This window comes from Psychrobacter celer, from assembly GCF_016107555.1.
Classification (GTDB): domain Bacteria; phylum Pseudomonadota; class Gammaproteobacteria; order Pseudomonadales; family Moraxellaceae; genus Psychrobacter; species Psychrobacter celer.
Map to the genome: position 1 here is coordinate 92,671 of NZ_JABASU010000004.1, position 15,801 is coordinate 108,471.

Annotated in this window: 14 protein-coding genes and 1 pseudogene; 7 read left to right on the plus strand and 8 right to left on the minus strand. The window is 46.3% G+C overall.

Annotated features, from left to right (window positions below; all coding sequences use genetic code 11):
- Positions 1–495: 495 nt before the first annotated feature.
- Positions 496–1,872, plus strand: a complete 1,377-nt coding sequence (locus JFC05_RS03545) for a DHA2 family efflux MFS transporter permease subunit (protein ID WP_198335795.1) — start codon at positions 496–498, stop codon at positions 1,870–1,872.
- Positions 1,873–2,039: 167 nt separating this feature from the next.
- Here the strand turns inward: JFC05_RS03545 and bfr (JFC05_RS03550) are convergent, their stop codons facing one another.
- The 3 genes from bfr (JFC05_RS03550) to JFC05_RS03560 all read right to left on the minus strand — a co-directional run bounded on the left by bfr (JFC05_RS03550) (position 2,040) and on the right by JFC05_RS03560 (position 3,608).
- Complete coding sequence (gene bfr, locus JFC05_RS03550) at positions 2,040–2,522, minus strand: bacterioferritin (RefSeq protein ID WP_198335796.1); 483 nt, start codon at positions 2,520–2,522, stop codon at positions 2,040–2,042.
- A gap of 73 nt (positions 2,523–2,595) precedes the next feature.
- The gene (bfr, locus tag JFC05_RS03555; protein ID WP_192993110.1) at positions 2,596–3,084 is read right to left on the minus strand and encodes a bacterioferritin; all 489 of its coding nucleotides are present in this window, start codon (positions 3,082–3,084) and stop codon (positions 2,596–2,598) included.
- 332 nt (positions 3,085–3,416) lie between these two features.
- On the minus strand, positions 3,417–3,608 hold the full coding sequence (locus JFC05_RS03560) for a (2Fe-2S)-binding protein (RefSeq protein WP_068405488.1): 192 nt from the start codon (positions 3,606–3,608) through the stop codon (positions 3,417–3,419).
- Positions 3,609–3,893: 285 nt separating this feature from the next.
- Between JFC05_RS03560 and JFC05_RS03565 the strand changes: the two genes are divergently transcribed.
- Positions 3,894–4,211: an ArsR/SmtB family transcription factor gene (locus tag JFC05_RS03565; RefSeq protein WP_100749628.1), complete on the plus strand. Its 318-nt coding sequence runs from the start codon at positions 3,894–3,896 to the stop codon at positions 4,209–4,211.
- Between the two features lie 123 nt (positions 4,212–4,334).
- Here JFC05_RS03565 and JFC05_RS03570 read toward each other — a convergent pair.
- From JFC05_RS03570 to JFC05_RS03585, 4 genes and pseudogenes are all read right to left on the minus strand, one after another.
- Positions 4,335–5,054: pseudogene (locus JFC05_RS03570) on the minus strand (sulfate/molybdate ABC transporter ATP-binding protein); the annotation flags it as partial.
- A gap of 94 nt (positions 5,055–5,148) precedes the next feature.
- Entirely contained in the window at positions 5,149–6,114 is a 966-nt protein-coding gene (gene cysW / locus JFC05_RS03575) for a sulfate ABC transporter permease subunit CysW (RefSeq protein WP_198335797.1), read from the minus strand.
- Position 6,115: 1 nt separating this feature from the next.
- The gene (gene cysT, locus JFC05_RS03580; protein WP_198335798.1) at positions 6,116–7,000 is read right to left on the minus strand and encodes a sulfate ABC transporter permease subunit CysT; all 885 of its coding nucleotides are present in this window, start codon (positions 6,998–7,000) and stop codon (positions 6,116–6,118) included.
- A 206-nt stretch (positions 7,001–7,206) separates the two neighbouring features.
- Positions 7,207–8,301 (minus strand): sulfate ABC transporter substrate-binding protein, encoded by a 1,095-nt coding sequence (locus JFC05_RS03585; protein WP_198335799.1) that lies wholly within the window; start codon positions 8,299–8,301, stop codon positions 7,207–7,209.
- Positions 8,302–8,589: 288 nt separating this feature from the next.
- On the opposite strand from JFC05_RS03585, the gene JFC05_RS03590 reads away from it, so the two are divergent.
- Positions 8,590–9,105 carry a hypothetical protein gene (locus tag JFC05_RS03590; protein ID WP_198335800.1) on the plus strand — a complete coding sequence of 172 codons (516 nt, stop codon included), beginning with the start codon at positions 8,590–8,592 and terminating at the stop codon, positions 9,103–9,105.
- 109 nt (positions 9,106–9,214) lie between these two features.
- Here JFC05_RS03590 and sat read toward each other — a convergent pair whose 3' ends face one another.
- Positions 9,215–10,468, minus strand: coding sequence for a sulfate adenylyltransferase (gene sat / locus JFC05_RS03595; protein ID WP_198335801.1), 1,254 nt, complete (start codon positions 10,466–10,468; stop codon positions 9,215–9,217).
- A 257-nt stretch (positions 10,469–10,725) separates the two neighbouring features.
- On the opposite strand from sat, the gene JFC05_RS03600 reads away from it, so the two are divergent.
- From JFC05_RS03600 to cobA, 4 genes are all read left to right on the plus strand, one after another.
- On the plus strand, positions 10,726–12,411 hold the full coding sequence (locus JFC05_RS03600) for a nitrite/sulfite reductase (RefSeq protein WP_198335802.1): 1,686 nt from the start codon (positions 10,726–10,728) through the stop codon (positions 12,409–12,411).
- The gene (locus tag JFC05_RS03605) at positions 12,404–13,000 is read left to right on the plus strand and encodes a DUF934 domain-containing protein (RefSeq protein WP_198335803.1); all 597 of its coding nucleotides are present in this window, start codon (positions 12,404–12,406) and stop codon (positions 12,998–13,000) included. The genes JFC05_RS03600 and JFC05_RS03605 overlap by 8 nt, the downstream gene beginning before the upstream one ends.
- 51 nt (positions 13,001–13,051) lie before the next feature.
- A complete protein-coding gene (locus JFC05_RS03610) occupies positions 13,052–13,690 on the plus strand; it encodes a phosphoadenosine phosphosulfate reductase domain-containing protein (RefSeq protein WP_198335804.1) in 639 nt (212 codons plus the stop codon).
- A 246-nt stretch (positions 13,691–13,936) separates the two neighbouring features.
- A complete protein-coding gene (gene cobA, locus JFC05_RS03615; RefSeq protein ID WP_198335805.1) occupies positions 13,937–15,661 on the plus strand; it encodes a uroporphyrinogen-III C-methyltransferase in 1,725 nt (574 codons plus the stop codon).
- The last annotated feature ends 140 nt before the right edge of the window (positions 15,662–15,801 follow it).

Sequence of the window (15,801 nt, forward strand, 5' to 3'; positions counted from 1 at the left end):
TTACTATCGATCATTATTGATGCCTATTATTTATTGGTACTGAGGTAATTTGTACTGAGGTATTAGTCCCTAGGTGGTTAATGGTTTGTTCAGTGCCTATTATCTATCCGTTGGATGTCGGCTGTTTTTATTTAAGATGTATCAGTCATTACTATAACGACACTCTGCCTTGATATTAAAGCCCTCTCTTGTAAATAAGCGCTTTTTGACCATACCAGGTGACCATGCCAGCGCCTAGGTTCTAAGTTTGTGGTCAGATCTGGATGCAGTTGATGCAGTTTTTGATGGTGGTTTTTTCTGCGGTGATGTTTGTTTTTATCGCCTTCTTTTATTGCTACTGTTTATCGTTGCTATTTATCGTTACTTTGATTCACTGTTATTATATGCCGCTGTTTCTTATACTACCCAGCTTGTGCCACTTATCGGCTGTGGCTGCTTCGCTCGCGAATAAACAGATCATTTGCTGATTAACACCCAATATCTAATGAGAGTCACATGGTAACGCTAACCCCAATGCAAGATAAATACCTACCCTACGTGTTAGCGGTGGCGCTGTTTATGCAGATATTAGACGCGACTATTTTAAATACCTCGCTGCCACAGATGGCACAAGCTCTCGGCGAGTCGCCGCTAAAAATGCAATGGGCGGTGATCAGTTATGCGCTGACGTTGGCGATTTTTATTCCTATCAGTGGCTTTTTGGCGGACAAATACGGTACGCGGCGTATATTTTTGACTGCCATTGTTATTTTTTCTATTGGCTCGCTACTGTGCGCAGCCTCGCCCACGTTGGATTTTTTGATAGGCTCACGGGTGATACAAGGGATTGGCGGGGCGATGATGACGCCTGTTGCGCGCCTAATCTTGGTCAAGTCTTATCCGCGCAACAAGCTACTAACTGTCATGAACTTTGCCGTGATACCGGCCTTGGTCGCGCCGCTCGTGGGGCCGGTGCTGGGCGGTTATATCGTCCAGTATGCCAGTTGGCATTGGATATTTTTGATCAATATTCCGATGGGTGTTTTAGGGTTTGTTATGGGCAAAAAACTGGTGCCTGCGTTGTTTGAAGACACCCAGCGCCTTGATTGGCTAGGCTTTGGGCTGTTTGCCGCTGCGGCATGTGGGTTTACTCTCGCCGTAGAGTTTGGCTCGCAGGTAGGCCGCGGCATGTATGGTCTGCTGCTAGCGGTGGCCGCCAGCGTATTGCTAGGCGCTTATGTGGCACATGCCAAACGCCGCCCCGCGCCTTTATTTCCACTGAGTCTATTTGATATTCGTACCTTTCGCATCGGTATCACGGGCAATTTATTTACCCGTTTGGGTATCAGCGCTGTGCCATTCTTACTGCCATTATTATTACAAGTGGTGTTTGAGTATTCGCCCTCGCAGGCAGGCTGGCTGCTTGCGCCTATCGCCATTGGTGCCATCGGTATCAAGCCTTGGGTCAGCAAAATCATCCAGCGCTTTAGCTATCGCAAAGTTTTGGTGTTAAATACCCTGCTCATCGGTATACTCATCATCTTATTGGCGCAGTTCAACGACCCTGATAATTGGTTATGGTTTATCCCGCTGCTTATCTTGATGGGCGCGTGTAACTCTATGCAGTTTAGCGCGATGAACACCATTACCATTGGTGATTTGGAAGGCGTGCAGACCAGTAGCGGTAATAGCCTTATGGCAGTCAATCAGCAGCTAGCAATTGGCTTTGGTATTGCCTTTGGCGCGGCGGTGCTCAACCTATTACGTGAGCGCTTTGGACTAGACACGCTGGCGGCGTTTCAAACGACTTATTGGATACTGGGGATTTTGACCATTTTATCAGGGCTGTATTTTTTACGACTCAAGCCTGAAGATGGTCGCGGTTTATATTAGAGATTATCTTAGGTACGTCTCACAGGCAACAAGCAATCGATAGTTGTCTTAGCGCTTTATCATTATAAACACCTGTCTTATAGACATAAAAATACCAGCATGTCCTTTGATATATCTTAAAAGATCCTCAAAAAACAAGCTGGCAAGTGTCAGTCAAGAGTGGCTAATTACGGTGCGTCGTCGTCATGCATTTGTGACTGAATATAACGCTCAACCCCGATACTTTGTATCAAGTCTTCTTGAGTCTCCAGCCAGTCGTCATATTCCTCATTACCATCTTTTAGCGTGACCAATAGCTGGCGTGATACATAATCGCGCTTTTCTTCACATAGGGTAATTGCCTCAGTGATAATAGCAAATTTTTGCTTTTCTAAACGCAGGTTGCACTCAATCATCTCAGGCACGTCCTCTGCAAGGAACATCTTGCCATAATCTTGTAAGTTTGGCAGACCGCCTAATAATAAGATACGCGCAATCAAATCATCCGACCACTTCATCTCAGCGATAGACTGTTTATAAAGATGCTCGTTTAATGCTTCAAGCCCCCAATGACGAGCGATACGCGCATGCAAAAAATACTGATTGATGGCAATCAATGACTGTCCGAGTACTTTATTTAAGGCGCGAATGACCTCTTTATCCCCTTTCATATTTTCTCTCCCTACTCTATTTAATCTATGATACGTGCTCTAAATATTGCAGCTTAATATAGCTGTGACGATACTAGACAATATCAGGAGACACTTCTGCCATTTGGCTTTGTAGATAGTTTGGCAGACCGATCATATCGATAAGGCGCAGCTGCTGCTCTAACCAATGTGCATGATCTTCTTCAGTATCTTTGAGCTGCTCGACCAACATCTCGCGGGTGACATAGTCGTGCTCTTCTTCACACAGCGCAATACCGTCTTTTAGGTGCTGCTGTACTTGATACTCTAAATCAAGGTCAAACTGTAGCATCTCAGGGACGGTGCTACCGATGTTGATCCCATCAACGCTCATCTTTGGCGTGCCGCCAAGCATCAAAACACGGCGGATAATGGCCTGCGCGTGCAAGGTCTCATCTTCCATTTCATGATGGATGCGGTCATATAGCTTGCCGTAGTGCCATTCAGCATACATTTCTGAATGAATAAAATACTGATCACGCGCAGCAAGCTCGCCGCCCAATAAAAAATTTAAATAATCAATGACTTTCTGGCTACCTATCATCACCCATACTCCTATTGTTGTCTCGCAGGTTAAATTCACAATATCGCATATAATAAAAGCGTTATTGGTAAACTGCTTAGTAAAGATTAAAGTCCGTCAGACTTCTTACAATATCAGACAGATATAGTAGCATATAGAGGTGCTAGCGCTTGTAATGTTATGAACTAAGAATAAGATGCTAATTGAGAATCATAATTAACTAGCATGGCTGATGAGCGCGTCATCAACCAGTATGTGAGATAGAGGCAGTACGTGAGATAGAAATTGTGTGAAAGGATGGTGGTGCAAGAGGTATACGCAGGACAAAAAACGGGGTAGTTTCTGGTGCTACCCTACACTGCATAAGCCAGCGCATCAAGCTTGGCATGATGCTCGTCTAGAAAGTCATTGACCATAGGCTCACAGCAGCCGCAACAAGTCGCCACATCCAGCGTGTCTTTTAGGCCTTCGAGCGTATCAATACCCGAAGCGATCGCTGCTTTGATTTGCTTGTCTTTTACGTCATTACAGATACATACGTACATAGATTGGCTCCTTTACGTGATGGGTATATCATAACGATAACTATTATCATTTTCAATAGTGTTTGCTGTATTTATCACCCTATCTTTGACTACACAGTAAATAAATGCAGACAGATATTTTGAAAAATAAATTCATGTAACGGAATATAAGTATCGATGTAACCGAATGGTATCAAAGGTAGTAAATTAACGACGAACTGTAATTTAGCTCAATTTTTAATCGATTTTATTGACGACTGCTGTTATATTGACCCCCTATTAACAACGCCCTATTGGAATTATGCTATGTCTGATAATAACTTTATGATACGACCTATTGATTTGTTTAAAGTCTTATCTGATCCGACTCGTCTAAAAATATTTCAAATTCTTTTTAAAAAAGAAGCACGCTGTGTGGGCGAGTTGGTTGAGATATTGGATCAGCCGCAGCCAACCATTTCACGCCATCTAAATCACCTGAAAAAACTGGGCATTCTAAGCTGTGTGCGTGACGGGACTTGGATGTGGTACGAGGTCGCCGATGACTTGCCAGAGTGGTGTCAAGAGATCTTAGAGATCACGCATGAGCAGACATCGTTGGATGCAGATATGAAGCTTGCCTAGTAGATAAGATGGGCAGGACGCCATAAAAAAAGACCTATAATTGTATAGGTCTTTTTTTATGGCGTTTTATAGCTTATGTACCAACTGGTGTGCAGATACTGGCGTGTTTGCCGTATCCGATTAAGCCAAATCTAAAAAGTCACTGACAAAAGCATTGGCCGGCTGGTGTATCAGTGCCTCTGAGGTGCCTACCTGCTCTACTCGTCCTTGGTTCATCACCACGATCTCATCTGACACCGCCCTTGCCTCTTCTTGATCGTGAGTGACCATGATGCTGGTGATACCCAGCTCATGGTGGATGTTTTTTAGCCACGTGCGCAGCTCTTTACGTACCTTGGCATCGAGTGCGCCAAATGGTTCATCAAGCAATAATAACTTGGGTTTGACTGCCAAAGCTCGTGCCAACGCAATCCGCTGACGTTGTCCACCAGAGAGCTGATGCGGATAGGCGTTGGCGACTTGGGGCAACTGCACCAACTCTAATAGCTCATTTACACGCTTATTGATATCGGCTTTGCTAGGACGCTTGTTTTTTGGTAATAATGTCAAGCCAAAAGCAACGTTTTCGGCGATGTTTTTATGGCGAAACAATGCATAGTGCTGAAACATAAAGCCGATATGGCGCTTTTGTACCGGGGTGTTGGTCACATCCAAGTCATCAAATAATATCTGCCCAGAATCTGCGTATTCAAGACCTGCGATGATACGCAGCAAGGTGGTCTTACCGCAGCCTGAGGGCCCAAGCAAAGTGGTTAGTTTGCCAGTTGGTACGGTGATATTGATATTGTCTAAGGCGGTAAAACTGCCAAATTTTTTATTAACGTTGCGAATCTCAATACTCATAATCGTGTCTCTTATTCACTTTTGCTTATCGTGGCAGCGTCTATGCTGGCGACAGCGTTGTGGTAATCAATCTTTCGTATAGGCCGTCAGTTGTTTACACATTTCTCGAGCTCTTAGCTGCCTGCGCCGCCGTCTTATAGGTATCGGCCGCATTGGTAGCATTGGCGCTCACTGGTAGCTCAGGCGCAGCCGCGAGACGTGCCGATTTGGCAAATTTGCGCGCTTGCATCTTGGTCATGACCTGCTGAATCAGTAGTGTCACCAGCGCCAGTGCCGCAAGCAGGCTTGATAAGGCAAAAGCGGCGGTAAAGTTATAATCGTTATAAGCAATCTCGACCAGTAGTGGCATGGTATTGGTCTCACCGCGAATATGACCGGACACTACGCTGACTGCACCAAACTCGCCCATCGCTCGGGCATTGGTCAAAATCAAACCATAAAGCAGCGCCCATTTGATATTGGGCAAGGTGACATGCCAAAAAGTCTGCCAACCACTCGCACCCAATGTCAGCGCCGCTTGCTCCTCACTATCGCCTTGCGTCTGCATCAGCGGTATCAGCTCACGTGCCACAAATGGGAAGGTGACAAACAATGTCGCCAATACAATGCCTGGTACCGCATATATCACCTGAAAACCCATACTCTCAAGCCAGCCGCCCACAGTAGAGTTGAGACCAAATAACAACACAAACATGAGGCCTGCGACCACAGGTGATACCGAAAATGGCAAATCAAGCAAGGTGGTGACCAGCTGCTTACCTTTAAACTGATAACGTGTCACCAGCCAAGCAATCGCAATACCCAGCACCATATTGATCGGTAACACGATGCCGGCAGTGATCAAGGTCAGCTTAATCGCTTGCAAGGCCTCAGGATCGACCAAGGAAGCAATATACAGCTGCCAGCCGTTTTTAAAGGCTTCATAAAACACCGCAAGTAGCGGCACGACCAGCATCACCACCATAAACAGCACAGCAATGGTAATAAAAGTGCGACGTATCCACGGTGTGTCTTTGGTCGCAGGGTTGCTTTGGTAATCATAGCTATTGGATATCTGCATATCAGCGAGCTCCTACGCGGCGAGACAGTTTCCACTGTGCGATATTGATGGTCAATAAGATGGTAAATGAAATCAGCAACATAAATAGTGCCACGGCTGATGCGCCCCCAACATCGAACTGCTCCAGCTTACTGATGATAATCAGCGGCAAAATCTCAGTTTCCATTGGGATGTTGCCGGCGATAAAGATCACCGAGCCATACTCACCTGTCGCACGGGCAAACATCATCCCAGCGCCCATCAGTAAGGCTGGCATCATCTCAGGCAAGATCACTTTGCAAAACGTGGTCAAGCGATTGGCACCCAGTACCGCCGCTGCCTCTTCAAACTCAACCGACAGCTCAGCGAGTACCGGCTGCACCGCCCGCACGATAAATGGAAAGCTGACCACCACCAAAGCCAGCCAAATACCTAAAGGTGTAAAGGCCACTTGAATATCAAACTTGGCAAACCATTGACCTATTAGGCCGTTGGGCGCGTACAGGGTAGCAAGCGAGATACCCGTCACCGCCGTCGGCAGCGCAAACGGCAGATCCACCAAGGCATTGATTAAGGATTTGCCCCAAAACTCATAACGCACTAGCACCCAAGCGACCAAGGTACCAAACACCATATTGGTCAGCATCGCTGCAAACGCCATCCACAAGCTCAGCTTGATCGCAGCCGTCACCTGTGGTTGGCTGATGGCCTGCCAAAATCCCGTCCAGCCCATTTGCGTCGTGGTATAGGCCATCATGGCAAACGGCAGTACCACCAGTAGCGATAAGCTAAAAACCGTGATACCCATGCTCAGCCCAAACCCTGGCAGCACGTTGCGCTGACGCATACGGGTCAGCCAGCCTTTTTTGGCAGGGGCTTTGTGGGCGGATGAAGCGGTTGCACTCATAGTGATGTCCTATTGCCTAACGAATGGTACGTAACAAAATATTGAGCAATCTACTTAATAATAATTATGCTGGGTCAGCTGAGCTTACGGTATAAAGGACATGGTGTAGATGACCATGTCCTTTTTTTTGTTTACCACGGCTTCTCTTGCACTAGAGTATCGCTCTAGGTGCTGCGCTGCCTATTGTTTACTGCAGTGCTTACTGTTTACTGCGGTGCATTGATCGCTAATTGATCAAAGACGCCATTGTCACTAAAGTAAGTGCCCATGATCTCATCCCATGAACCAAAAACATCATTTGGACGGAAAGTCTCAACCGGTGGCAGTTTGTCACTGTTTTTATCGAGTACGCTTTGTACGCTCGGACGCAAGTATAGATCAGCAGCCAATTGCTGGGCCGGCTCGCTCCACAAATAGTCCAAGTAGGCTTTTGCTGCATCAGTGGTGCCTTTTTTGTCCGTGACGGCTTTTACAATGGCCACAGGGCTTTCTGACTTGATCGAGTATTTTGGATAGACGATGTCCACTTGACCAGCACCAAAATCAGTCGCCGCCAAGTTGGCTTCGTTTTCAAAGGTCACTAATACATCGCCAATACCGCGCTGTACAAAGGTTGTGGTTGCTGCACGGCCACCGTTTTCGTAGACTTTGACGTTTTTGAGCATCTCTTTTACGTAGTTTTTGGCTGGTGCCTCTTCGTTATTAAACGCATGCAGACCATAACCATAAGCGCCTAAGAAGGCATAACGACCATTGCCCGTGACTTTTGGATTGGCCATAACGATCTCAAGACCGTCTTGAGTCAAATCTTCCCAGTCATTGATGCCTTTTGGATTGTCTTTACGTACCAAAAACACGATGGTGCTGGTAAAAGGCACGGCATTATCAGGGAATTTGCTCTCCCAGTCTGACTCAACCAAACCCTCTTTTTCTAGTAGCTCGATATCAGAGCCTTGGTTCATAGTGGCGACGTCGGCTTGTAGACCATTGGCCACTGACAAGGCTTGCTTACTTGAGCCGCCATGCGACTGTTTGACGGTGATGGTGCTATTTGGGTGCTCGCTTTGGTAGTGCTCTACAAATAGCGGGTTGTAATCTTTATAGAAATTACGGGCAACGTCATAAGAGACGTTGAGCAGCTCGATGTTTTGACCTTCTGCAGCCGCCGTATCATCAGCGTTTGTGGTGTCGACTGCATCATTATTGCTGCAGCCAGCCAGACCTAAGCTCAAGGCTATGCCTGCAATGCTGAGAGCGCTGCGAGTTTTACTTTTTTGTTGATATGGGGCGGCGTATGTCATACTTTCCTCAAAGATGCTGTTAGGTAATGCAAGTATGCTAACAGCGCCATCTTATTATGTTTAATGATGAATATGCGTATGTTATTACCAAAAGGGAATAACCAAAGGATAAAGCCAGCCTTATCAAGCGTTTATAAAATACAGCTGAGCACAGAAACAATAAAAGCATTAACAGATACTGTTAAGCAAGTTATGGTATTGCTTGAGCTATAGACGAGCTGGTCGCTAAGGGCTACTATCTTTGATAAATCTTTACCCACTCTTATTACTCACTTAAAAGGTACTTAAATGATCGCATCTTTGACTCGTTTTTCTCGTGTATTGGCAGCAGGGACGACAGCCGCCATCACCATGTTGAGCTTAAGCGCTTGCAACAACGTGACACCCGTCATGCCAAACATGCCCATCACTCAGCCTGAGCAAGCCGCTGCGCCTATGGTGCAAGCAGTAGTTGGCGATTATGCCGATGCAGGTTATGAAAACCGCAGCCAAGGCTATGACTGGGTGGGCGTGATGGTACGATCGGCGGGCAATGAGCAGATCAATATCAAGGTACGTGCACGTAGCGACATCAAAAAACCAACGTGTCAGTTTGACGGCACCGCCAGCTTAATGGGGCAAGACAAAGCACACGGTGTGATTTTTCAAACCAAGGTCAATGACAGCACGGCGTTTTTTCAGTTTAAAGATGATATCCTGACCATTGATAGCCAAGATAAGTACGCGCTGAATTATTTTTGTTCGGGTGGAGCTTCACTCGTTGGCGACTATCAGAAGCTTTCAAGCGATTTGGAACTAACCTAAACGTATTACTTTTGAACTGCCAATCTTTAACAACAAATAAAAAAGGTGCCAGATTTATATTCTGCCACCTTTTTTTATGAGTGATGTTTATCAAAAAATCAATTTTTCTCTATACCGCAGATGCACCAGTTAACTTGACCTCAGCACGTTGGTCTTTTGCGATACCGGCGTAGTAGTTGCGCAAAATCTCTAGCACTTCTGGACGGCTAAAGTTGTCGGGTACCTCCAGATCTTCTGATAGCGCCTTACGCAGTTTAGTGCCTGAGACTTTGACGTGCTCAGAGGCATCATGCGGGCAGGTCTTATCAGACGCCATGGCGCTACAAGCATTACACCAAAACGTCCAGCCAATTTTTAGCGGCTGGGTGATGAGATCGTCTTTGCCAACCTGTTCAAAAATGGTTTGAGCATCAAACGCGCCATAGTAATCGCCCACACCAGCATGGTCGCGACCAACGATCAGATGACTACAGCCATAGTTTTGGCGGAATAACGCATGTAATAAGGCTTCACGTGGCCCAGCATAGCGCATATCGAGCGGATAGCCTGCCTGAATGACGGTATCTTTCTTAAAGTAATTATCAATCAAGGTTTTGATGGCTTCTTGACGCACTTCTGCTGGAATGTCACCTGGTTTTAGTGCGCCGAGCAATGAATGAATCATAACGCCATCGCAGATCTCAATTGCGATTTTGGCCAGATATTCATGTGAGCGGTGCATCGGGTTACGCGTTTGGAAAGCCGCCACAGTCTTCCAGTTTTTCTCTTCAAAGATTTGACGTGTTTGCGCGGGCGTTTTATAGATACCAGGATAACGCGTTGGGAACTCGCCCTCGCTCAGTACTTCTACGCTACCTGCAATATTGACATCATCTTGATCCAATACTTGCTGGACGCCTGGATGCTCTGGATCTGTAGTGGTAAATACTTGCTGACACTCGTGTTCTTTATCAATGGTATAGGTCTCTTCTACTGTTAAGATGCCCATAACTTCGCCATCTTGTGCGACCAATGCGACTTTGTCGCCTTGACTCAAACTATCCGCCGTCGCTTTTGGCGCAGACAAGGTGATCGGAATCGGCCAAAACAAGCCAACGTTGTCACCGCTTTGCAGACGCATGTCATCGACCACCCCTTGCCAGTCGGCCTGATTCATAAAACCATTTAGCGGCGTAAAACCGCCAATACCGAGCATGATTAAATCGCCACGCTCACGTGAGCTGAGGGTAATCGTCGGCAAAGTGCTGGCAAGTTTTAGTGCTTGATGGCGCGCCTCACCTTTTAGCAATAGCGGCTTAAGCTCCTTGCTACCATGTGGCGGTACAAGTTTTGATGTCTGGTTAGGCGTAGTAGTAGATGTCATGTTTTTAACCTTATAGCCGCGAATAAATCGAATAGGCATAGGCTACCGAACTTTGATTATGAAAATTTATGCTGACTTTGGATATGGATATGTCTTAAAGGAATTTATGTTTATAGAGGCAAGCTTATATGATGTGACACTCAATGATTCAATGATTGACCTTGAGACACTTTTTAGTTTAGTAAACAAAAAAACAGTACACACGCAAATCATTTTCGTCGCCGCATTTATGTTTAAAACAAAATTGAGATTACGTCATGTATCAATATAATTACGCTGACCAAACCTTGGTAGAAGAACGAGTCGCCCAGTTTCGCGACCAAACTGAGCGATTTTTGGCAGGTGAGCTGCCAGAAGAGCAGTATTTGCCACTGCGGTTGCAAAACGGCTTGTATATCCAGCGTTATGCACCGATGCTCCGTATTGCCATTCCTTACGGCTTGCTTGCCAGCTATCAGCTACGCAAATTGGCTGAGATTACCCGTAAGTATGATAAAGGTTATGGGCACATGACCACCCGTACCAATATTCAGCTGAACTGGCCAAAACTAGAAGAAGTGCCAGACATTTTGGCAGAATTGGCAACGGTACAGATGCATGCCATTCAAACCTCAGGCAACTGTATCCGTAATACCACAACCGATCCTTACGCTGGTATCCATAAGGAAGAAATCGCTGACCCACGCCCTTATTGTGAGATTATCCGTCAGTGGTCAACCTTTCATCCTGAGTTTGCCTTTTTACCGCGTAAATTTAAAATTGCCGTCATTGGTACGGCAAAAGACCGCGCGGCAACGCAGGTGCATGATATCGGACTGCATTTAAAGAAAAATGAAGCAGGCGAGCTTGGCTTTGAAGTGATAGTTGGTGGCGGTCTTGGGCGTACGCCCGTGATTGGCAAAACCATCAATACATTTTTACCGCGCCAGCATCTGCTTAGCTATTTAGATGCGATTTTGCGTGTCTATAATCTGCATGGTCGCCGCGACAATAAATTCAAAGCGCGTATCAAGATATTGGTCGATAGCATGGGCGGCCCGGCGTTTGCCAAATTGGTCGATGCCGAATGGGAAGCCAATATCAAAGATGGGCCGTTGACCTTGACCGATGCCAACTTTGACAAGGCCAGCAGCTATTTCACTGAGCCTGATTATCTCAGCTTTGATGCGCTACAGGTACAGTCGGACTTGCAGCAGCAACTAGAGGCTGATAAAGACTTTGCCAATTGGTATCAGCAAAATACCGTGGCGCATAAAATCGCAGGCTACCGCGCAGTGGTCATTTCGTTAAAAGCGGGCTTGGTCGACGGACGCTACGTACCGTCAGGTGATATTACTGAGTCGCAAATGGACGCCCTCGCCGACCTCGCTGACGAACATAGCTTTGGCGAGCTGCGCGGTACTTATCAGCAAAATCTGGTCTTTGCCGATGTACAAACCAATCGCTTGTACGAGCTATGGCAGCAGCTGGCGGCGCTACATTTGGCCCGTCCAAATATCAACACCCTAACCGATATGATCGTCTGCCCAGGTTGGGATTATTGCTCGCTGGCCAATGCGACTACGCATAATATTGCTGAGCAAATCGAAAAGCAGTTTGATGATTTGGATTACTTGTATGATCTTGGTGATATTCGCCTGAACATGTCAGGCTGCATGAATGCCTGCGCCCATCACCATACCGGCGATATCGGTATCCTTGGGGTCGATAAAAAAGGTGAATACTGGTATCAAATCAGCCTTGGCGGTAACTCTAGCAACGACGCCAAACTCGGTAAGATATTGGGCAAGGCTGTACCAACCGATGCCGTAGCAACGACGATACAAAAGATAATCGACGTCTACCTTGAGCAGCGCGTCAGTAATGACAATGATGTCGAAGGCTTTGGTGACTTAGTTGACCGTATTGGTATTGCCCCTTTTAAGGAGAAGGTCTATGGCTAATCATCATGTGTTCAATAGCGATGGCACCGATATCAGTGAGACTGACACTTGGCTTGCGCTTAGCACCAATGAGCTGCCTGATGGTATTACCCTGACCGATATATCACTGCTAGAGCTGCTGCAAAAACAAGAAAAACTCGAAGTCGTTTTACCGCTTGCTGATTTATTAGATGCTAAAGGCAATATTGCAGGCGGACTACTATTACAAGTACGTGAATTGTTAGCCAAGCATATCAGCCGTACCGGTGTCTGGGTGACATCCGATAGCGACACCGAAGTGCTGACGCGTATTCCAGAGTTTTTATTACAGCAAGATTTGATTGTGATTCACGTTCCCGCTTTCACGGACGGACGTGGTTTTAGTTACGCCCAAACCTTACGCCAAATGGGCTATCAAGGCGAGATTCGTATGGCTGGCAAGTTTGGCCGCGATCAAATCGCCTATCTGCTACGCGCAGGCGCCGACAGTTTTGTGATAAGTGCGCATGATTTGCACTCTATTTCTGATATCAGCCAAGCATTTAATGCGCTTGCCAGTAGTTATGACGGTCGAGATGCTTCAGCATTACCGATGTTCTCAAAAACCTAAACTCGATATTAAAGAACCATTTTTATAGTAACAATTATTAAGGAATGTATTATGAGCCAATTACACCCAAACCTAGATATAGACCAAGCCAATCAAGACTTAAAAGGTAAATCACCTGAGCAAATCGTTGAGTGGGCATTGACGCAAGCCAAAAACCCAATCATCACCACCAACTTCCGTCCTTATGAGTCAGCGATCTTGCATTTGGTTGCCAAGCAGCGCCCTGACATCACGGTATTGTGGGTAGATTCAGGCTATAACACCGATGCGACCTATCAGTTTGCCAACAAATTGATTCGTGATCTTGATCTCAACGTTGTGACTTATATCCCAAAACAAACCGCTGCACACCGTGATTCAACCATGAATGGCATCCCAGGCATTGACAACCCGCAACATGGCGAGTTCACTGAACAAGTGAAACTTGAGCCATTCCGCCGTGCGCTAGACGAGCTAAAGCCTGACGTATGGTTCAACGCGATTCGTAAAGATCAAACGGAATTTCGCCAAGGTCTTGATGTGCTTAGCTTATCAAAAGACGGCGTGTTAAAAGTTGCACCATTATTTGAAAAAACAGACGCGGATTTAGACGTCTATCTTGAAGAGCATGATTTGCCTAACGAGTTTGATTACTTTGATCCAACCAAAGTTGAAGAAAGCCGTGAGTGTGGTCTGCATACGCAGTTGTAATCAAGCGTTACCGTCATTCATCGTTTAAAAAGCTCTGTTTAAAAGGCTCTTTTACTCTTATAAGAGAGCCTTTTTGTCGCAAGCGCTCTTATCACTATTCCCTTCTCTATTCTACATTCCATCAAAAACTATAATAAATATGACGAAAACGACTATGCTAATGCCAATTCACTGCATGAGACGTAGCGCCTGATACCTCATAATGGAAGCATATTTTACGACATTGAATACATAATTGGTGCTCCTATGAATACCTTTCCCTTATTCTTTAAACTCGATAACCGCAAAGTATTGATCGTGGGTGGCGGCGATGTGGCACTGCGAAAGGCAGATTTGCTTAGCCGTGCTGGGGCTGCCATTACCATTCTAGCGCCAGATATCAGCACTGAGATACAAGCCTTGCTCTCAGACGATAAGCACGAGCTGATTTATAAAAATTATAATAAATCCTATATGACAGGTGCACGAGTCATCATTGCGGCGACTGATGATGAGACGCTTAATCATCAAATTCACGCTGATGCCACCGCGCTCAACATCCCCGTCAATGTGGTTGATACCCCGCATTTATGTGACTTTATCTTCCCCGCTATCGTCGATCGTAATCCCATCGTCATCGGCATCTCATCGAATGGTAAAGCGCCCGTGCTGGCGCGTTTGCTTCGGGCACGACTTGAGACGCTGATCCCGCAAGGTTATGGTAAATTGGCAAAACTGGCAGGCGAGTTTCGTAGCGAGGTAAAACGTAAAATCCCAACCCTGGCAGGCCGTCGGCAGTTTTGGGAGCGTGCCTTTGAAGGTCAAGTCAGTCAGCTAATGTTTGCCGGTAATGAGCGTGAGGCCAGTGCCCAGCTAAAAGCAGATCTAGACAGCACAGTAGCTGCTCTTGAAGATAGCGCTAATCATAGTGCTGACCCTGATGCTCATAACCCTACTAATAGCCCTGCTACGACGACTAGCCAGCATTCACAGAGCCACAGTACAGAATCACTATCGGCCAATGCGCCTGTAGCAACAGATAAGTTAACAACTACTCAACATAACAATATTAATCAGGCTCAAGCAGCTGTCGGTGAAGTCTATATCGTCGGTGCAGGACCTGGTGATCCAGAGCTTTTGACATTTAAGGCGCTACGTCTGATGCAGCAAGCAGACATCGTCTACTATGATGCCCTAGTTTCTCCGCAAGTATTAGACTTATGCCGCCGTGATGCCGATAAAGTGTTTGTCGGTAAAAAACGCAGTAACCATGCGGTCGCGCAATTAGGCATCAACGAGCTGCTCATCAATAGCGCCAAACAAGGCCGCCGTGTGGTACGTCTAAAAGGTGGCGATCCCTTTATCTTTGGACGTGGCGGCGAAGAGATTGAAAGCTTGCGGGCGCATGAGGTTCCTTATCAAGTGGTACCAGGTATCACCGCTGCCAATGCCGCTGCCAGCTATGCTGGTATCCCCCTTACCCACCGTGATCATTCGCAGTCGGTGCGTTTTGTCACTGGGTTTTTAAAGGCGGGTGCGCCCAATGAGAAGTTTGAAAACTTACTTGATACCAATGAAACCGTGGTGTTTTATATGGGTCTGCATTCGCTGGCACGTTTGACGACAGGTTTGATAAACGCTGGCCGCTCGCCTGAGACGCCGATTGCCATCGTCTCCAATGCTAGCATGCCCAATCAGCAAGTATTAACTGGCACACTTGAGAGTATCGTGGCGCTGCAAGAACAAAACCAGCTGCCCACGCCCGCCTTACTTATCATGGGAGATGTGGTGGCGCTGCATGATGATTTGGCGTGGTACAACAAACACAATAAAGATACCGGCGATACAGAGACTAACTGGTTACGTGCAGGAACAGCTATCACGGACCAAGATGCAAAAAAGCCGATAGACCAGCAAGCCCATGCGCTCTCTATGATCGCTAATTTGGCAGCGCAGCAAGAAGAAGGTTTGGAGCAATTGGTGATTGGATAATGTTTGCTTGATTTCGAAAGGACTATAATATAGCCCTGTCAATATGTTATTGGCAGGGCTTTTTATGCGCTTGCAACACAGCAAAGCCTAGCAATTCTTGCTAGAATGACAGCTTGCTTATAAACACCCTTCCGCTCAAT